Source organism: Vibrio sp. N418 (assembly GCF_000222565.1).
In the GTDB taxonomy this organism is placed as follows: domain Bacteria; phylum Pseudomonadota; class Gammaproteobacteria; order Enterobacterales; family Vibrionaceae; genus Vibrio; species Vibrio scophthalmi.
The window spans coordinates 13341-31526 of record NZ_AFWD01000038.1; the positions used below are offsets into that span (position 1 = coordinate 13341).

At 45.7% G+C, this 18186-nt stretch carries 14 protein-coding genes; 10 read left to right on the forward strand and 4 right to left on the reverse strand.

What is annotated here, in order from left to right:
• Positions 1-157: 157 nt before the first annotated feature.
• The 3 genes from erpA (at position 158) to RH86_RS06990 (ending at position 5057) form a co-directional block, all read left to right on the forward strand.
• A complete protein-coding gene (gene erpA / locus RH86_RS06980; protein ID WP_005593244.1) occupies positions 158-499 on the forward strand; it encodes an iron-sulfur cluster insertion protein ErpA in 342 nt (113 codons plus the stop codon).
• 278 nt (positions 500-777) lie between these two features.
• The gene (locus tag RH86_RS06985) at positions 778-1881 is read left to right on the forward strand and encodes an efflux RND transporter periplasmic adaptor subunit (RefSeq protein ID WP_009733669.1); all 1104 of its coding nucleotides are present in this window, start codon (positions 778-780) and stop codon (positions 1879-1881) included.
• A gap of 8 nt (positions 1882-1889) precedes the next feature.
• Positions 1890-5057, forward strand: coding sequence for an efflux RND transporter permease subunit (locus RH86_RS06990; protein ID WP_009733670.1), 3168 nt, complete (start codon positions 1890-1892; stop codon positions 5055-5057).
• Positions 5058-5164: 107 nt separating this feature from the next.
• On the opposite strand, the gene RH86_RS06995 is transcribed toward RH86_RS06990, so the two are convergent.
• The gene (locus RH86_RS06995; protein ID WP_005593320.1) at positions 5165-6451 is read right to left on the reverse strand and encodes a peptidoglycan DD-metalloendopeptidase family protein; all 1287 of its coding nucleotides are present in this window, start codon (positions 6449-6451) and stop codon (positions 5165-5167) included.
• A gap of 128 nt (positions 6452-6579) precedes the next feature.
• Between RH86_RS06995 and tyrS the strand changes: the two genes are divergently transcribed.
• Positions 6580-7767 carry a tyrosine--tRNA ligase gene (gene tyrS, locus RH86_RS07000; RefSeq protein ID WP_005593319.1) on the forward strand — a complete coding sequence of 396 codons (1188 nt, stop codon included), beginning with the start codon at positions 6580-6582 and terminating at the stop codon, positions 7765-7767.
• Positions 7768-8211: 444 nt separating this feature from the next.
• Complete coding sequence (locus RH86_RS07005; RefSeq protein ID WP_009733671.1) at positions 8212-9057, forward strand: magnesium transporter; 846 nt, start codon at positions 8212-8214, stop codon at positions 9055-9057.
• Here the strand turns inward: RH86_RS07005 and dacB are convergent.
• Together dacB and RH86_RS07015 are read right to left on the reverse strand one after the other, a co-directional pair.
• A complete protein-coding gene (gene dacB / locus RH86_RS07010) occupies positions 9036-10463 on the reverse strand; it encodes a serine-type D-Ala-D-Ala carboxypeptidase (RefSeq protein ID WP_009733672.1) in 1428 nt (475 codons plus the stop codon). The two genes, RH86_RS07005 and dacB, sit on opposite strands and share 22 nt — an antisense overlap.
• Before the next feature lie 101 nt (positions 10464-10564).
• Entirely contained in the window at positions 10565-11614 is a 1050-nt protein-coding gene (locus RH86_RS07015) for a porin (protein ID WP_009733673.1), read from the reverse strand.
• Positions 11615-12136: 522 nt separating this feature from the next.
• Between RH86_RS07015 and greA the strand changes: the two genes are divergently transcribed.
• Entirely contained in the window at positions 12137-12610 is a 474-nt protein-coding gene (gene greA / locus RH86_RS07020; RefSeq protein ID WP_005593313.1) for a transcription elongation factor GreA, read from the forward strand.
• An 80-nt stretch (positions 12611-12690) separates the two neighbouring features.
• Here greA and yhbY read toward each other — a convergent pair whose 3' ends face one another.
• On the reverse strand, positions 12691-12987 hold the full coding sequence (yhbY, locus tag RH86_RS07025) for a ribosome assembly RNA-binding protein YhbY (protein WP_005593312.1): 297 nt from the start codon (positions 12985-12987) through the stop codon (positions 12691-12693).
• A gap of 138 nt (positions 12988-13125) precedes the next feature.
• Here yhbY and rlmE point away from each other — a divergent pair, with 138 nt between their 5' ends.
• From rlmE to glmM, 4 genes are all read left to right on the forward strand, one after another.
• On the forward strand, positions 13126-13755 hold the full coding sequence (rlmE, locus tag RH86_RS07030) for a 23S rRNA (uridine(2552)-2'-O)-methyltransferase RlmE (RefSeq protein WP_005593311.1): 630 nt from the start codon (positions 13126-13128) through the stop codon (positions 13753-13755).
• A 107-nt stretch (positions 13756-13862) separates the two neighbouring features.
• Entirely contained in the window at positions 13863-15827 is a 1965-nt protein-coding gene (gene ftsH / locus RH86_RS07035; protein ID WP_009733674.1) for an ATP-dependent zinc metalloprotease FtsH, read from the forward strand.
• Between the two features lie 51 nt (positions 15828-15878).
• Entirely contained in the window at positions 15879-16709 is an 831-nt protein-coding gene (gene folP, locus RH86_RS07040) for a dihydropteroate synthase (protein ID WP_038219401.1), read from the forward strand.
• Positions 16710-16725: 16 nt separating this feature from the next.
• Positions 16726-18066 carry a phosphoglucosamine mutase gene (glmM, locus tag RH86_RS07045; RefSeq protein WP_009733676.1) on the forward strand — a complete coding sequence of 447 codons (1341 nt, stop codon included), beginning with the start codon at positions 16726-16728 and terminating at the stop codon, positions 18064-18066.
• Positions 18067-18186 lie beyond the last annotated feature (120 nt).

An 18186-nucleotide genomic window follows, 5' to 3' on the forward strand; every position in this document is an offset into this window, starting at 1 on the left:
AACGAACCACGAAAGAGAAATATTCAACGATTATTGGTGAATACTTGAACGCTGCACTCAGGTATTAGATAATCACTAGATTATTAGAAGATAACTGCTGTAAGCGAACCTAACAATTAGGTTGTTTTGAATGGCAGATCATAAGAGAGAGGTCGTTGTGAGCGAAGCCAACATCCCCCTAACCTTTTCTGATACAGCAGCTAAGCGTGTGCACGCTCTGATTGCAGAAGAAGAGAATCCAAATTTGAAGTTGCGTGTGTACATCACAGGTGGCGGTTGTAGCGGTTTTCAGTACGGCTTTACATTTGACGAAAGCGTCAATGAAGGCGACACGACGATTGAAAACTGCGGTGTAACTTTAGTTGTTGATCCAATGAGTCTGCAATACCTGATCGGTGGTATGGTGGATTACACCGAAGGCCTAGAAGGTTCACGCTTTTTTGTAAACAACCCTAATGCCACGACAACTTGTGGCTGTGGTGCATCGTTTAGCGTGTAAGCAAGTAAGTTATTGAAAAAGCTGCCTAAGGGCGGCTTTTTTTATTTTAAAGTGATCTTTTAAATCGTCTTAATGAAACCCGATACATTGATTATCGCCGAAATTTCAATCGAAGTCATACATAGTAAGTTGATTAATATCTAAGCTTGTTATCCCTGTCAGCCTTGTTATCCTAACAATCTTGCAACAGTCATGTTGTTACTCCTCAGTATCATTTGAACAATCAGTAAACCTCGTAAGCACAGTGGAAGGCGGCTTATGTATTACTAAGGATAGTTATGGCTAAATCGTCTATTTTCCATTTTTTATCAGTCAGACCTTATATTGTCTCTTTGGTTTTAGTGATTTTGCTCGCCACTTGGCTTGCGATGGGGGCATCCGATGCTCAAGAAGCGCCGCCTGAGTCTGATCAAGAAACAAGCGTGCCGCTGGCTAAAGTGGCTTACCAAACCTTCATCGCGCAACAAGTACACAAAAGTATTGATTTGTACGGTCGTACCGCGCCAGATCGTCAGGCTAAGCTGGGGGCTGAGATTGCCGGTAAAATTGTTACTTTGCAGGTAAAAAAAGGCGAGGTGGTTAAGCGTAATCAAGTCATTGCTCAAATTGACAAAGGTGATCTTGAGATTCAATTGCAGCGCGCTCAAGCGATGCTCAATGTGCGGGTGAAAGAGTTTAAAGCAGCGCAATCACTCAAAAAGAAAGGCCTACAAGGTGAAGTGGCGTTTGCCAATGCTCAAGCGGCGCAAATCGAAGCCAGAGCAATGGTCAGCAATGCCAAGTTAGCACTGCGTAATACAGCGGTTACGGCCCCTTTTTCTGGGGTTGTGGATCATCTTTATATTGAGCAGGGCGATTTCGTCGCGGTGGGTGATCCGGTTGCATCCTTGATTGATTTAGACAAAATCGTGATTGAGGCTGACGTTAGCGAGCGCCATATTCAGGATTTAAAGCTAAACCAAGCGGCGAATGTGCGCTTTATTAATGGTCAAGAGACCAAAGGCAAATTACGTTATATCGCGCGGATTTCCTCAACCTCGACCAACACCTTCCCGATAGAAATTGAAGTCGATAACCCTCAACAACTTATCCCAGCAGGCGTCAGTACCGAAGTTGAATTGAATCTCAAAGATCAATTGGCGGTTAAAGTAACTCCTGCGATGTTGGCCTTAGATAAGGTTGGCAACTTAGGCATCAAAACACTGGTTGAGCAGGACAAAGTAAAATTTGTGCCAATTCAGTTGGTCAAAGCTGAGCAAGATGGCGTGTGGCTGACAGGGTTGGGTGAGCAAGTGAAGATCATCACTACAGGGCAAGGTTTTGTGCGTGATGGTGATCAAGTGATCGCGGTTGAGGCTAGCGCTCAGCAAGTGAAGCAGTAGGAGGCGCTATGTTTAGCTTAATTGATGCGGCCTTGTCGCGTACGCGAACCATGTTAGTGCTCCTAGTGTTTATTTTGATCGCTGGTGTGATCACCTACATCACCATTCCCAAAGAATCGAGCCCCGATATTACCATCCCTATTATCTATGTATCGGTTGGCCACCAAGGTATTTCACCGGTCGATTCTGAACGTCTGTTAGTACGCCCGATTGAGCAGCAATTGCGTTCGATTGAAGGCGTGAAAGAGATGACATCAACAGCATCGGAAGGACATGCTTCAGTCATACTGGAATTTTCGGTTGGTATGGATCTCAATAAAGCGATGGCGGATGTTCGTGAAGCGGTTGATCTCGCTAAACCTAAATTACCAGAAGACAGCGATGAGCCGACCGTTAATGAGGTAACGCTGGCCTCGGAAGAGCCAGTTTTATCGTTAGTTCTGTATGGTACGGTGCCAGAGCGTACCATTGTACAAATAGCCCGACGTTTACAAGATAAGCTGGAAAGCTATCGCCAAGTGTTGGAAGTCAACATTGCTGGTGACCGTGAAGATATCGTCGAGATTATTGTTGATCCCTTACTGATGGAAAGTTATGGCCTAGATCAAGCGGACATCTACAACCTCATTGCATTGAACAATCGAGTGGTCGCTGCCGGTTTCGTGGATACAGGCTATGGCCGCTTCTCGGTTAAAGTCCCCTCGGTATTTGATTCGCTCAAAGATGTGCTTGAACTGCCGATTAAAGTCGATGGCAAACAAGTGATCACTTTCGCTGATGTTGCCACTGTGCGCCGCGCTTTCCGTGATCCGGAAAGCTACGCCCGCCTTGATGGCGAATCGGCGGTGGTGCTGGATGTCAGCAAGCGTGCCGGTGAAAACATCATTGAAACGGTAGAGCTGGTGAAAGCGGTGCTGATTGAAGCGCAAAAAATGCCAGAGTGGCCGAATAACTTGCTGGTTAAATACACTTGGGATCAATCAAATGACGTCAAAATGATGCTCAATGATCTGCAGAACAATATATTGTCAGCGATTATTTTGGTGGTGATCGTCATCATCGCGATTTTAGGTATGCGCACCGCTATGTTGGTCGGAATCTCGATTCCTGGCTCATTTTTGGCGGGTTTGCTAGCGCTGTCGGTGTTTGGCATTACCATCAATATTATCGTGCTGTTCGCCTTTATTATGGCGGTGGGCATGCTGGTGGATGGTGCGATCGTCGTAACGGAGTTTGCCGATCGGCGTATGCAAGAAGGGGGGCCGAGAAAGCAAGCTTACCGCGATGCGGCTAAACGGATGGCATGGCCTATCACCGCTTCAACTGCGACCACATTAGCCGCTTTTGCTCCGTTATTATTTTGGCCTGATGTGACCGGCGAGTTCATGAAGTACTTGCCGTTAACCTTGATTGCCACGCTGTTTGCTTCGCTGGTAATGGCGATGTTATTTGTGCCGGTACTGGGCGGTTTATTTGGCAAACCGCAGAATGTCACCTCAGTCAGTCGTCAGCGCATGGTCGCTTTACATGATGGCGACTTCTCTCAAGCAACGGGCCTGACTAAGCTTTACTACCACACACTCAATGTTGCAATTAACCACCCGATTAAAATTCTGCTGTTGGCGATTGCTTTGGCGTTTGGTGTGGGTGCCGCGTACAACAAAGCGGGTTTGGGCGCAGAGTTTTTCCCCGAGGTCGATCCGCCGTTTTTTACCGTCAAAGTTCGCTCTTATGGTGATCTGTCGATTAACGAGAAAGACGATATTATGCGCGACATCGAACAGATGATGCTGGGGCATGATGAGTTTGAGAGTGTTTACACGCGTACAGGGGGAGATGATGAGATCGGTCAGATCCAGATTACCCCAGTGGATTGGCAATATCGGCGTAAAGTCAAAGAGATCATTGAAGATCTGAAGCAGCAAACCGATCAATATGCTGGCGTCGAGATAGAATACAAGTTCCCAGATGCAGGGCCGCCAGTAGAACATGATTTGGTGGTTGAGATGTCATCGCTCGATCTTGAACAGCTGGATGCGGGAGCCAAACAAGTACGTGAATGGGCTGATGGTTACGGCGCCTTAACCAACATTAGTGATAACTCGAGCAAAGAGGGGATTGATTGGCAGATCGATATTCGCCGCGATGATGCTTCGCGTTTTGCCGCAGATGCAACCTTGGTGGGCAATACCGTGCAGTTTGTTACCAATGGCTTAACCATTGGTGATTACTTGCCGGATGATTCCAATGAAGAGGTTGATATTATTGTCCGTTATCCTGAAGAGAAGCGAGATATTGGTAAGTTTGATCAACTGAGAGTCAAAACTGCACTTGGAATGGTGCCGATCACTAACTTTGCCAGCATCGTCCCTGATCACAAGCAGGATACGATTCATCGCGTTGATGGTCATCGAATTATTAGTATTAAAGCGGACATCAAAGAGGGTTATAACCTTGCATTGGAGCTGCCTAAGATTGAGCAAGCGTTAGGTGAGATCCCTCTGCCCAATGGTGTTGAGTTTAAGTTGCGAGGACAAAATGAAGAGCAGCAAAACTCCTCGGCATTCTTGCAAAATGCCTTCTTAGTAGCTTTAGTGGTGATGGCTCTGATTCTGATCACCCAATTCAATAGTTTTTATCAAGCGTTCCTAATCTTGAGTGCGGTCTTATTCTCCACCGTGGGGGTATTTGCCGGACTACTGATTTTCCAACGTCCGTTTGGGGTAGTGATGTCGGGAATTGGGGTTATTGCCTTGGCTGGGATAGTGGTTAATAACAATATCGTGTTGATCGACACCTTCAACCAACTGCGTCGACGTGGTTTGGATAAGCGTGAAGCCATCTTGCGTACCGGTGTGCAGCGTTTGCGTCCGGTACTGCTGACCACGGTCACTACCATTCTCGGATTGTTGCCGATGGTATTGGAAATGAACATCGACCTGATTAATCAGAAGGTCGAGTTTGGTGCACCAAGTACTCAATGGTGGTCACAGCTTGCGACTGCGGTGTCTGGAGGCTTAGCATTTGCGACGGTATTGACCTTGGTATTGACACCATGCCTATTGATGTTAGGCCGTAAAGAGGTGCAGCAAGAAGATAAAACTCAAGCACCATTGGTGGCTGAGAAAGAACCATTAGAGCCCGGCTCACAGCCGAAGGTAGAATCGATCGCCTAGCGAGTACAGTCTTGGTAGTGAGTTAATAGCTAGAGTAAGAATAATAAAAAAGCGCAGGACGATAATCCTGCGCTTTTTTTATTTATTTTTGATGATTGAGCCAATCACTAATTGCTGGCAAGCAATTCTCGGTAGCGCTCAAGATTGTTCAATCTAATTTCCGCATTGGCCATAAAGGTTTGTTTGGCTTTGCCAGTTAACGATTTTGATTGCGGTAGTTTCACTGTGCGCGCGTTTCTATGTACACCATTAACTAAGAATTCATAATGTAGATGAGGACCGGTTACACGGCCTGTGCCACCCAGTGTACCAATGGTTTGTCCTTGCTTAACTCGCTGGCCGGTTTTGACCATGCGACGTGTTAAGTGCAGGTATTTGGTGACATAAATATTGCTATGTTTAATGAAGACATAGTTACCGTTAAATTGGTTGTAGCTCGACTTTAAGACAATACCATCACCAGCAGCCCAAATCGGTGTGCCCACTGGGGCAGCATAATCTGTTCCTCGGTGCGCGCGCACTTTGCCCGTCACTGGGTGGCGGCGAGTTGGATTAAAGTTGGAGGTGACACGACGAAAATCAAGGGGTGAACGCAGGAAGGCTTTCTTCATCGCGCGTCCTTCTTCATCGTAGTAATTGCCGGTCTTGTCATCCAAAATCGCTTTTAAAGTATCACCTTGGTTAGTAAAAACGGCTGCGATGATCTGTCCGCGATCAACCACTTCACCTTCAACGATTTTTTCTTGATAGAGGATTTTAAAGCTATCGCCTTGACGAATGTCGAGCGCAAAGTCGATATCCCAGCCAAAAATGCCGGCCAGCTCCATGATTTGGTTCGCTGTCAGCCCTGCGCTAATTGCGGCATTCCAGAAGTTAGAGCTAATAGAGGCTTCGGCATAGTTATATTGGTAATTGACTTCTTTAGCATCAATCGAGCCTTTGAAGCTGCCATCGGATTTGGTGATTTGGTAGGTTTCGTAAGCGTTGAGTGGGCGTTTGATTTGGATTAGCTCATCATCAGCATCAAAACCAAATTTGAGGACATCACCCGGACGAAGCTTAGTTAACTGCTGCTCAATCTCTTTGCTTGAAGTGGTGAGTTGGTAAAGCAAGCGCGAAGAGAGCCCCGCGCGCTGAAAAACAATTGCAGCGCTTTCACCGGGAGCGACCTTGTATTGTTCCCAACGTAATTGAGACAGCGGCTGCGCCATTGGCTCAACGACTAGGTTCGCCGGTTGAATTTCAAGTGGGTAGTTCTTCCCGATTTCATAGAGGCCTTTTTCATCACGCAAAGACTTGGGCTCTGGCAAGGCCAGTGCAACACCAATTAAAACGATGAAAAGGATAATTAAAGCCCGATGAAGTTTTGGGAGTCGAGCGAAAAGCGACAACATTGTATGTCCGTATTATATTTTCGACAAAAAAAGCTAGCTGACTAGTCTAACTGGTTTCAAAAAGCATCGCTATTCAAGTAAGATGTAAAATTACCAAATTTTTGCCAAATCTGTGGGAGTGAACAAGAATGGCGAGTATTGAAGCAGCACTGGCCGAGATTAAGCGCGGTGTCGAGGAACTGATTCCTGAAGAAGAACTGATTGCTAAGCTGAAAGAGGGTCGCCCTCTTCGCATCAAATTGGGTGCCGATCCAACAGCGCCAGATATCCATCTGGGCCATACAGTTATCTTTAACAAACTGCGCGCGTTCCAAGAGCTTGGACACGAAGTAACTTTCCTGATTGGTGATTTCACGGCAATGGTCGGTGATCCTTCAGGTAAGAACACGACACGCCCACCTCTAAGCCGTGAACAAGTACTGGCGAATGCGGAAACGTATAAAGAGCAGGTATTTAAAATCCTAGATCCGGCGAAGACGACGATTTCATTTAACTCTGAGTGGTTATCTGATTTAGGCGCGGAAGGTATGATCCGTCTAGCATCAAACCAAACGGTTGCACGTATGCTAGAACGTGATGATTTTAAAAAGCGTTACGCTGGCGGTCAGCCAATTGCTATCCACGAGTTTATGTATCCGCTGCTTCAAGGTTATGACTCAGTTGCAATGAAAACCGACGTAGAGCTAGGAGGTACTGACCAGAAGTTTAACCTTCTAATGGGACGTGAGCTGCAAAAAGCACACGGTCAAAAACCACAAGCAGTATTGATGATGCCGCTTCTTGTTGGCCTAGATGGCGAGAAGAAGATGTCTAAATCTGCGCACAACTACATCGGTATCAGCGAAGCGCCAAGCGAAATGTTTGGTAAAATCATGTCGATCTCTGACGATCTGATGTGGAGCTACTACGAGTTGTTGTCATTCCGCCCATTGGCTGAAATTGCACAGTTCAAAGCAGACATCGCAGAAGGCAAGAACCCTCGTGATGTTAAGATCCTACTTGCGAAAGAGATCATTGCACGTTTCCATTCGGAAGCTGATGCTGATGCGGCAGAGCAAGAATTCATCAACCGTTTTGCTAAAAACCAAATCCCAGACGAAATGCCTGAGTTTGAATTTGATGCAGAAACGCCGGTGGCGAATTTGCTAAAAGAAGCGGGCCTATGTGCTTCAACTTCTGATGCGATGCGTATGGTTAAGCAAGGCGCGGCGAAAATGGATGGCGAGAAAGTGGCAGATGCTAAGCTAACGCTAGCGGCTGGCACTTATGTCTTCCAAGTGGGTAAGCGTAAGTTTGCTCGAATCACTATCAAATAGTGATGTTTTTAAAGTAATCGATAAAGCGCCGTTATAGGCGCTTTTTTTGTATCTAATAAACCTAGTTTATGGTCAATTTATTGGTGCGAAATTACATTACTTTGTTATCATACCTACGCTGCTAAATCGGCAGTAAATTCGGAGTTTTTAATGAACAATATCGACCATCCCCCCAGTCTTAGCGTGACTAAGATTAAGGGCGAAAACTAATCCCCCAATCGGTATTGCTTCAATCGCATCTACCCATCGGGTAGGGCTTCTTTTCTCTCTTCTTTTTCGTCACTCTATTAGATACCTATACAACGCATTGCTTTGGCTAAACTGCCTAAGCCAATAAACATGTGTCTTTTTTGAGTGAACGCTTTACACGTTCATCCAACTCATTGTGTGCTTTGTTGCGCGTTGTATTTGATGGTCGTTACCTCGCCAATCGGGAGATTCGCCATGACGGTAATGAATAACATCTATATGGAAAATGCAGCGCACTTCTCTGTTGAGGAGATCGGCGCCGCAAGGAACGCGTTTTTAAAATACGAACAAGCGCAGCAAGTGAATTTACTCACGGTGATGCCAATCGAAGAAGCAGTGGCTATTTTGCAGCATTGTTCGCTTGGTTATGTGCAGCAGTTAATCAGTCAATTAGAAGGGCTAGGGCACGATAAATTAGCGCGCCATTATGCCAATCGATTAGGGTTGTTTTATTCGGAAGTGATGCCAAGTGCGAGTTATCTCGCCACGCCGGTGATGGGGCATGTCCGTCAACGCATTGGTTGGATTATCGCCTTGGCCTTGTTAGGCATCGTTTCTGGGCTGATCATTGCTCAGTATGAAGATACCCTGAGCCAATTAGTGTTACTGGCGATTTACATGCCAGTGATCGCGGCGGCAGGGGGTAATACCGGTACGCAAGCAGCAACGTTGGTTATTCGTGCTTTAGCGACGGGCGAATTAAAAAAACGTCAGTGGTTACAAGTATTATGGAAAGAGAGCCGTGTTGCGCTGTGCTTAGCGCTGGCGATTTCTTTAGTGATGATTGGCCGCATTCTATGCTTTAGTCCTACCGAGAGTGCTGGTGGTTTTGATTTACAGATCATTGCACTGGCGATTGCCGTGGCGCTGTTTATTCAGGTCACACTGTCGACGACCTTGGGCGGTTTGCTGCCAATATTGGCTCGCGCTTGCAAACTGGACCCTGCGGTATTGGTGAGTCCAGTGCTTGCGTCGGTGGTTGATATCTCCGGTATGTGGATCTATTTCAGCGTAGTCAATTATTTCTTAGGACTCGCCTGACTGTATTTGAGTACGTCTTGGTAGAACAGCTGTTCAAATTGAGTAATAGGGGCAACGGTCGGTGTATCGTTGTCCCTTTTTGTTGGGAGATAATCCGCCACATACTGTACAAACAAGGTGGTTGGTTGGCCCTGCTTATTTAATCCAAACCCTGCCATGTTATAGCTGCCGTACACAGAACCACTTTTGGCAACTAATTGGCCTTTGATTGGGTCATTACGCATGCTGCTACGGTACTTTAAGGTGCCGTTTTCCCCGGCGCTTGGCATTAAGGCGATTAATCCTAACTGATCGTCGTGCTGCCAAATATAACGCAACAGCGCCGTCATATCGGCACTGGTAAAGCGGTTGTTGCGTGATAGTCCTGAGCCATCGACGATTTTATTACGCTCAATGTTGATGCCGGTTTTCTCGCTGATCACTTGCTTGATGGCTTCGGTACCCGTGTTATAACTGCCCGGCAAGCTGAAGTAGTGTTGGCCGATCGCTTTAGTTACATTATCTGCAATAAGGTTGTCTGACTTTCTCAGCATCACAGTGAGCAGTTCTGGCAGTTTAGCTGAGTAATGAGTCGCGATTGGTTTGAGATTGCTTATCTCAGGCGAGCCCACTTTCACATTACCGATTAACTTAATATTAAGTTGGTTCAATAGTGTGTGAATGGTTCTTTGGGTGTACAAGCTTGGGTTTTGTACCGCAAATTTGAGCGGTAGCGGCTTGCTACGTTCCACCAGGCAGCCTGATAGCTGATAGTGGTTATCTGGTGTCGTTATCAGCTCTAAATCGCAGTGTGTCTCTTCGTAGCGTTGTTTAGAGATGGTTTTCGCGGTGGTTGATAAGTAAATCGGGAAGTGCTCAGGAGTATAAGCACGAGTTGAACCATCTTTATTCGCGTAGATAGAAGCTTGAACGCAGTTTTCATCGAGTGTAATCGCGGATGAAGGTGCGCTGTAGCAAACCCCCGTTATATCCCATGGCCAACCAACGGCGCGTTCATAGCCGCTAAAAGCACTGTTATCTAACCAGATGTCACCCTTGATGGTGGTGATACCTTGTTGACGCGCTAAGGTTAATAATTGTTTTAAGTCTTGGCTGGTGAGGGTTGGGTCGCCACTAAAGCGAATCACCATATCACGCTGATTTGCTTCCAATTGGGTCTTAAATTGAAACTCATCCCCCAATGCCAATTTGGCTGCCAATGCGGTAACCACTTTAAGCGTACTGGCTGGTGGAAAAAACTGATCGCGATTAGAAGTCGTGAGATAAGGTTGGTTACTATTGAGCTGTTCAATTGCGATTGAAACTCGACTGCCTTGCGGTAAATAGTCGAGTGGGGCATACGCCAGTGAAAAGGTTGAAAATAGTGTGATGAAGCTGGCGAGTGTCGTGCGCAGTGAAACGTTCATAGAATGAGTTCTTAGCTAATGGGACAAGTTGAACGTTGAGTATATAAAAAAAACGCCTGCAAGCGAGCAGGCGTTTAATGTTTGTGACTAAGAGTCAGCTATTAGAAGTCGTAACGTAGACCTAGTGCTAGTTCGTCTTCAGCATCTGCTTTAGTGATGCCTTTGTTTGCATCTTCAGACAACAAGTTGAAGTTGTAAGATACGTAACCACGGAAGTTAGGTTGGAAGTAGTAAGTAGCATCGATTGCGATGTTATCTGCTACGTCATGTTTGTCGCCAGACGTTTTGTCTTTCGCTTCTAGGTAGTTGTAAGTTGTTGTGAACACAGTTTGGTTCATTGTGTACGCTGCTGCGAATTCGTAACCAGTGTTATCTGTTTTTTCACCAGTTGCTTTGTCTTTATCGCGGCCGTCAACGAAAGTTGTTGCGAAGTATAGGTCGTTGATGGCGTAAGATGCAGCAAGCATGTATTCAGTACGGTCAGCAAAGTACTGATCTGCTTTACCAACGTTAAGCGTTTGGTTGCCTTGTGCAAAACCTGCACCTAATGCAATACCCGTTTCGCCTAGCGCATAAATGCTTGATAGTGAGTAACCATCTGCGTCGTTGTCAGTGTATTTACCGTCTATTTCTTCACGGTCCGCAAAGCGGTAGCTAGCTTTAAGGCCAAGGTTGTTGAATTCGCCTTTGTACGAAATCATATTGTCAGCACGGTCAGCAACTTCAATTTTGTACGCTGCAGAGTTACCGTGGTAGGCCATGATATCTGTGAAGTCTGTGATTACACCTAGCGCGCCGTCGTTTTTACCGTAAGTGATCTCACCGAAAGTACCGCCTAGACCAGCGTATGCGTAACGGTTAGTTAGGTCGCTAGTACCTTCAGCATCAGTACCTAGACCATCTTCAGCAGTAGTAAACTCACCTTCGTAGAAACCAACACCGTATAGGCTGTCGTTGATTTGTGCTTTACCTAGGAAGTTTAGACGTACGCGTGATTTGTCTTCAGCTTTGCCATCTTTTAGAGATAGACGAGCTTCTGCGCGGCCACCCATATCGATTGAGTTACCATCTTGGTTATATAGTTCAGCCGCATGTGCGCCAGTAGCTAATGCAGCAGCTGATACTGCTAGGGCAATCAGAGTCTTGTTCATCTTATCAGTCCTAATTTTCTGTCCATAAATCATTGTTATTTAGAAATGAAGCCGCATTGTCCGTTAGCTTCAATTTCATACTCGGTGCAGCATTTTTAAGCGAGTTGAACAAAATCAACGTATTAGCTAGCTGCATTTCGTGAACCAAGTTGTACCGCCAAAGTTCCCTAAATCGTTAGTAAAACGATATAAATTTGGATTGTGAACAGTGTTCTATTTGTCTGGTTTATCGATTAACCGCTTGAGATGTAAGGCGTGGTGAATAGTTCGAGCTCGCTCGAAAAAACATCGCCTTTTGCTTTTTTTTAGGCTTTTTTATCTTTCTAAATCCGAGATCTTGCATGTTTTAGAGTGAGAAATGTGACCTAAAGTGAGAAGGCTGGACTCTCGAATGGAATTAAGATGATTTAAACAATAAGTTTGTTTACACTAAGCTAAATTGAAAAGCGTATTGATTACCTAGCTCTTGTGGGCTGGGTATTTTTATTTTGTCCAAAGCTCGCTTTGGCCTAGAGGTATATGATGGAAAAAGTCCCAATGACAGCACGTGGCGAACAGCAGCTACGTCAAGAACTAGACCGACTATTAAAGCTTCGTCCACAAATTTCTATTGCGATTGCTGAAGCGCGTGAGCTGGGCGATCTAAAAGAAAATGCTGAGTATCATGCGGCACGTGAAGAGCAAGGCATCTGCGAAGCGCAAATTCGTGATATCGAATACAAGTTGTCTGTTGCACAAGTTATCGACGTTACCCAAATGGAGAACAGCGGTAAGATTATCTTTGGCTCAACGGTTACTCTAATTGATTGCGACACTGAAGAAGAAAAAACCTACCAAATCGTTGGTGAAGACGAAGCGAACATTAAGAGCGGCCGTATTTCGGTAAGCTCGCCAATTGCACGTGGTCTTATCGGCAAGATGGAAGGTGATGAAGTTGTGATCTCAACCCCAGGTGGTGAGCGCGATTTCGAAATCGACCGTGTTGAATATATCTAATCGTTTTGTTTTCGATAACAAAAATGTTAGATAGCAAAAAGGTCGCCTTGGCGACCTTTTTTATTGCGCTATAGTAGAACTTACTTACGTGGAAGTTCGATTTTACGCTCTTCAGTTTGACGGAAAAGAACAAGTGTTTTACCGATAACCTGTACTTTTTCTGCGCCAGATTCACGCACGATAGCGTCAACGATTAGGATTTTCGTCTCACGATCTTCAGTAGCGATCTTCACTTTGATCAGCTCGTGGTGATTCAGCGCGATTTCAATTTCCGCTAGAACAGCTTCCGTTAGTCCATTTGCGCCGAGTAGCACAACTGGTTTTAAGCTGTGTGCTAGGCCTTTTAGGTGCTGCTTTTGTTTGGTGCTTAGGTTCATTACGCGGCCAATTTTCTTTAAAATAAGGGTTGAAAAAAGCTATTTTAACGCCATCTATTGCGGAAGACTATAATTTATTGAGCAATAGGCTGACCCTATTACAACAATAGCTCCTTTTTGTAGCTTGTTAGGATTAAAATGAGTAAACAGAAACATTCGGCGAGTTCTGGCCGTTGGTTGAAAGAACACTTTGATGATAAGTACGCAAATGAAGCCCGTAAAAAAGGCTATCGTTCACGTGCCTACTTCAAGATGGAAGAGATCCAAACGAAAGATAAATTGTTGAAAAATGGGATGACTGTCGTCGATTTAGGTGCAGCTCCCGGTGGATGGTCTCAATATGCTGCTAAGATAGTAGGTGACGAAGGGCAAATTATTGCTTGTGACTTGTTACCTATGGATCCAATTGCGGGTGTGAGCTTCCTACAAGGTGACTTTCGTGACGATGCAGTATTGGAAGCGCTTTTAGACAAAATCCAACCATCAATGGTGGATGTGGTGATGTCAGACATGGCACCAAACATTGCGGGGAATAACTCCGTTGACCAACCAAGAGCGATGTATTTAGTTGAACTCGCATTGGATATGTGTCGACAAGTTCTAGCCACAAATGGTAGCTTTGTTGTAAAGGTCTTCCAAGGTGAGGGATTCGATCAATACGTGAAGGATATACGTGATATGTTCAAGACCGTAAAGATTAGAAAACCTGACTCTTCTCGAGCTCGCTCCCGTGAAGTCTTTATTGTAGCCACTGGTTACAAAGGTTAACTATTTGCTTGTTTGAGCGGTCGTTAACACTATAGCTACAGTCTAAGAACTGTAGTACCCTACCTTTAATTACAATTAGTTATCGCGAGGCTTACACCTTGAGTGACATGGCAAAAAATTTAATTCTGTGGCTTGTTATCGCTGTAGTGTTGATGTCGGTTTTCCAAAGCTTCGGTCCAAATGAAAGCAGCGGTAAAGCGGTCGATTACACCACATTTGTACAGGAAGTTGGCCAAGGCCAGATTCAGGAAGCAACGTTTAAAGACGGTGAAATCACTTTCATTCGTCGTGGCGTGGGAACGAAAAATGTTACCTACATGCCAGTTTACGATCAAAAGCTTCTTGATGATTTAATTAACCAAAACGTGAAAGTTCAAGGTACACCGCCAGAAGAGCAAAGCTTACTGGGTACTATTTTCATCTCTTGGTTCCCAATGATCTTACTAATTGGTGTATGGATTTTCTTCATGCGTCAAATGCAAGGCGGCGGCGGTAAAGGCGCAATGTCCTTCGGTAAGAGCAAAGCGCGTATGATGAGTGAAGAACAAATCAAAACGACCTTTGCTGACGTTGCGGGCTGTGATGAAGCGAAAGAAGATGTAAAAGAGCTGGTTGACTACCTACGTGATCCAAGCCGTTTCCAAAAATTGGGCGGTAAGATTCCAACAGGTGTGTTGATGGTCGGCCCTCCTGGTACTGGTAAAACGCTACTTGCTAAAGCAATTGCAGGTGAAGCGAAAGTACCATTCTTCACAATTTCAGGTTCTGACTTTGTTGAAATGTTTGTCGGTGTGGGTGCATCTCGTGTGCGTGACATGTTCGAACAAGCGAAAAAAGCCGCGCCATGTATTATCTTCATCGATGAAATCGATGCGGTAGGTCGTCAGCGTGGCGCTGGTGTAGGTGGTGGTCACGATGAGCGTGAACAAACCCTAAACCAAATGCTGGTTGAGATGGATGGTTTCGAAGGTAACGAAGGTATTATCGTTATCGCCGCAACTAACCGTCCGGACGTACTTGATCCAGCACTACTTCGTCCAGGTCGTTTTGATCGTCAAGTGGTGGTTGGCCTTCCTGATGTCCGTGGTCGTGAGCAGATTCTTAAAGTTCACATGCGTAAAGTACCGCTAGCGGGTGACGTAGAGCCATCATTGATTGCTCGTGGTACTCCTGGTTTCTCTGGTGCAGACCTAGCCAACCTAGTAAACGAAGCTGCACTATTTGCAGCGCGTGGTAACAAGCGCAACGTTTCAATGGTCGAGTTTGAACTGGCAAAAGATAAAATCATGATGGGTGCAGAGCGCCGCTCAATGGTTCTATCGGAAGAGACGAAAGAATCAACAGCGTACCACGAAGCGGGTCACGCCATTGTTGGTCGCTTGGTTCCTGAACATGATCCAGTGTACAAAGTCTCTATCATTCCACGTGGTCGTGCGTTGGGTGTAACGATGTACCTGCCAGAGCAAGACCGAGTGAGCATGAACCGTCAGCACCTAGAGTCGATGATTTCTAGCTTGTATGGTGGTCGTCTAGCTGAAGAGCTGATTTACGGCAAAGATAAAGTATCAACGGGCGCTTCAAATGATATTGAACGCGCAACGGATATTGCTCGTAAGATGGTGACTCAGTGGGGTTTCTCTGAGAAATTAGGTCCTTTGCTATACGCAGAAGATGAAGGTGAAGTTTTCTTAGGCCGCAGCGTGACTCAGACGAAACACATGTCTGAAGACACCGCGAAGTTAATTGATGATGAAGTTCGTATCATTATCGACCGTAACTACGCACGTGCACGTCAAATCCTAGAAGATAACATGGACATCATGCATACGATGAAAGACGCATTGGTGAAGTATGAAACCATCGATGCAGGTCAAATTGAAGACCTAATGAATCGTAAAGCAGACATTCGTGAGCCTGCTGGTTGGGGAGATTCTCTTTCTAATACAGAAGAGAAACCTCAAGCTAAGCCAGAAGCTGAAGAGAAAGCGGTAGAATCAGAACCAACTGAAGAACAACCAACTTCTCAAGAAAGTACTTCAAGCGAAGCGACAGAGAAAAAAGACTCTGAATAATTGAGTATTTAAAAATAAACCCCGAGGAAACTCGGGGTTTTTCTATTTATGATGAAAATTACAGCCAACAATAAAACCCTCGATCTTTCCCAGCCTCATGTGATGGCGATTCTCAATGTGACGCCTGATTCTTTTTCGGATGGTGGTCAGTTCCATTCCCTTGATAATGCACTAATGCAGGCTGAAAAAATGATCACAGCCGGTGTGTCGATCATTGATATCGGCGGTGAGTCAACCCGACCAGGTGCGCCGGATGTCACGCTGGAAGAAGAGCTTGCTCGTGTTATTCCTGTTATCAAGGCTATTCGTGCAAAATATGATGTGTGGATTTCTATTGATACCAGTAAAGCTGAAGTGATGCGTCAAGCGATCGCTGCGGGCGCTGATATTATTAATGATGTACGTTCTCTACGTGAACCGGGGGCGCTCGAAGTCGCCGCTCATGCTGGTTTACCCATCTGCCTGATGCACATGCAAGGTCAGCCGCGTAGCATGCAGACTAATCCACACTACGATGATTTGCTGCAAGAGGTCGGTGACTTTTTGCAAGAGCGAATTGATGCTTGTGAAGCGGTTGGGATTGCGCGAGAGCAGTTGATCCTTGACCCAGGTTTTGGCTTTGGTAAAACATTAGCGCATAATTACCAGATGTTGGCGCACTTAGAACGATTTCATCAGTTCAATTTGCCGCTACTGGCAGGGATGTCTCGCAAGTCGATGCTATTTAAACTGTTAGATAAAGCGCCATCAGAGTGTGTGGCTGCCAGTGTTAGTTGCGCTACTATTGCGGCGATGAAAGGCGCACAGATTATTCGCGTGCATGACTTTGAACAAACGTTAGATGCAGTCAAAGTTGTTAGTGCTACCTTGAACAATAAATAAAAATAAAGGAAACCTCATGTCGAACAAAAGACGTTATTTTGGTACCGATGGCGTTCGTGGCAAAGTTGGGCAGTACCCTATTACTCCTGATTTTGTCCTTAAACTTGGCTGGGCTGCTGGTCGAGTGCTTGCAAAACAAGGCACAAAAAAAGTTATTATCGGTAAAGATACGCGTATTTCTGGCTACATGCTGGAATCGGCGCTAGAAGCAGGCCTTGCAGCAGCAGGCCTTAAAGCGACCTTTACTGGGCCGATGCCAACACCTGCGGTGGCTTACTTAACACAAACTTTCCGCGCTGAAGCGGGGATCGTGATTTCTGCGTCACACAACCCATACTACGATAACGGCATTAAATTCTTCTCTTCTGAGGGCACCAAGTTGCCTGACGATATTGAGCTCGCGATTGAAGCGGAACTTGATAAAGAGATTGAATGTGTTGAATCTTCTGAGTTGGGTAAAGCGACTCGCCTGAATGATGCTGCGGGCCGTTACATTGAGTTCTGTAAGAGTACTTTCCCATCAGCATTGAGTTTAGCTGGGCAAAAAATCGTTGTTGATTGTGCCAATGGCGCGACTTACCACATTGCACCGGCGGTATTTTCTGAACTTGGTGCAGATGTTATCGCTATGGGTGTTGAGCCAAACGGCATCAACATCAATGATGAAGTGGGTGCGACAGATGTGCGAGCACTGCAACAACGTGTGGTTGCCGAAGGCGCCGCTCTAGGTCTCGCATTTGATGGTGACGGCGACCGTATCATCATGGTGGATCATTTAGGTAATAAAGTTGATGGTGACCAAATTGCCTACATCATTGCGCGTGATGCACTGCGTCGTGGCGAACTAAAAGGTGGTGTGGTTGGGACATTGATGACCAACTTAGGCATGGAAAATGGCCTAAAACAATTGGGCATCCCATTTGTTCGCGCGGCGGTTGGTGACCGTTATGTCATGGAACGATTGCTTGAGAAAGGTTGGAAGATTGGCGCTGAAAACTCAGGTCACGTTATCTTGCTGGATAAAGTGACGACTGGTGATGCAATTGTCGCAGCATTGCAAGTGCTTGCTTCAGTGGTGGGCAGTGAAATGACGCTGAATGAGCTTTCTCAAGGCATGACTCTCTACCCGCAAGTGCTGGAAAACGTTCGTTTTACTGGCGATAGCAACCCACTTGAAGCGGATGCGGTGAAAGAATCAGTGATTGAGGTTGAAGCTGCGCTGGGTGACAAAGGTCGCGTACTATTGCGTAAATCAGGTACTGAACCCCTGATTCGTGTCATGGTAGAAGGTGAAGATGCTGATTTAGTACAAAGTTCTGCGCTGAAAATTGCTGATGCAGTGAAAGCGAGCTTTTGATTCGATAGAGCAAAAAGAGAATAAAAAAGGGGCTTTGGCCCCTTTTTGTTGCTTCTAAGCGAAGCGGGGGAAGAGGATTGTTAGTTTTTTAACCGTTTGATTCTAAAGTTAGGCTTTTTT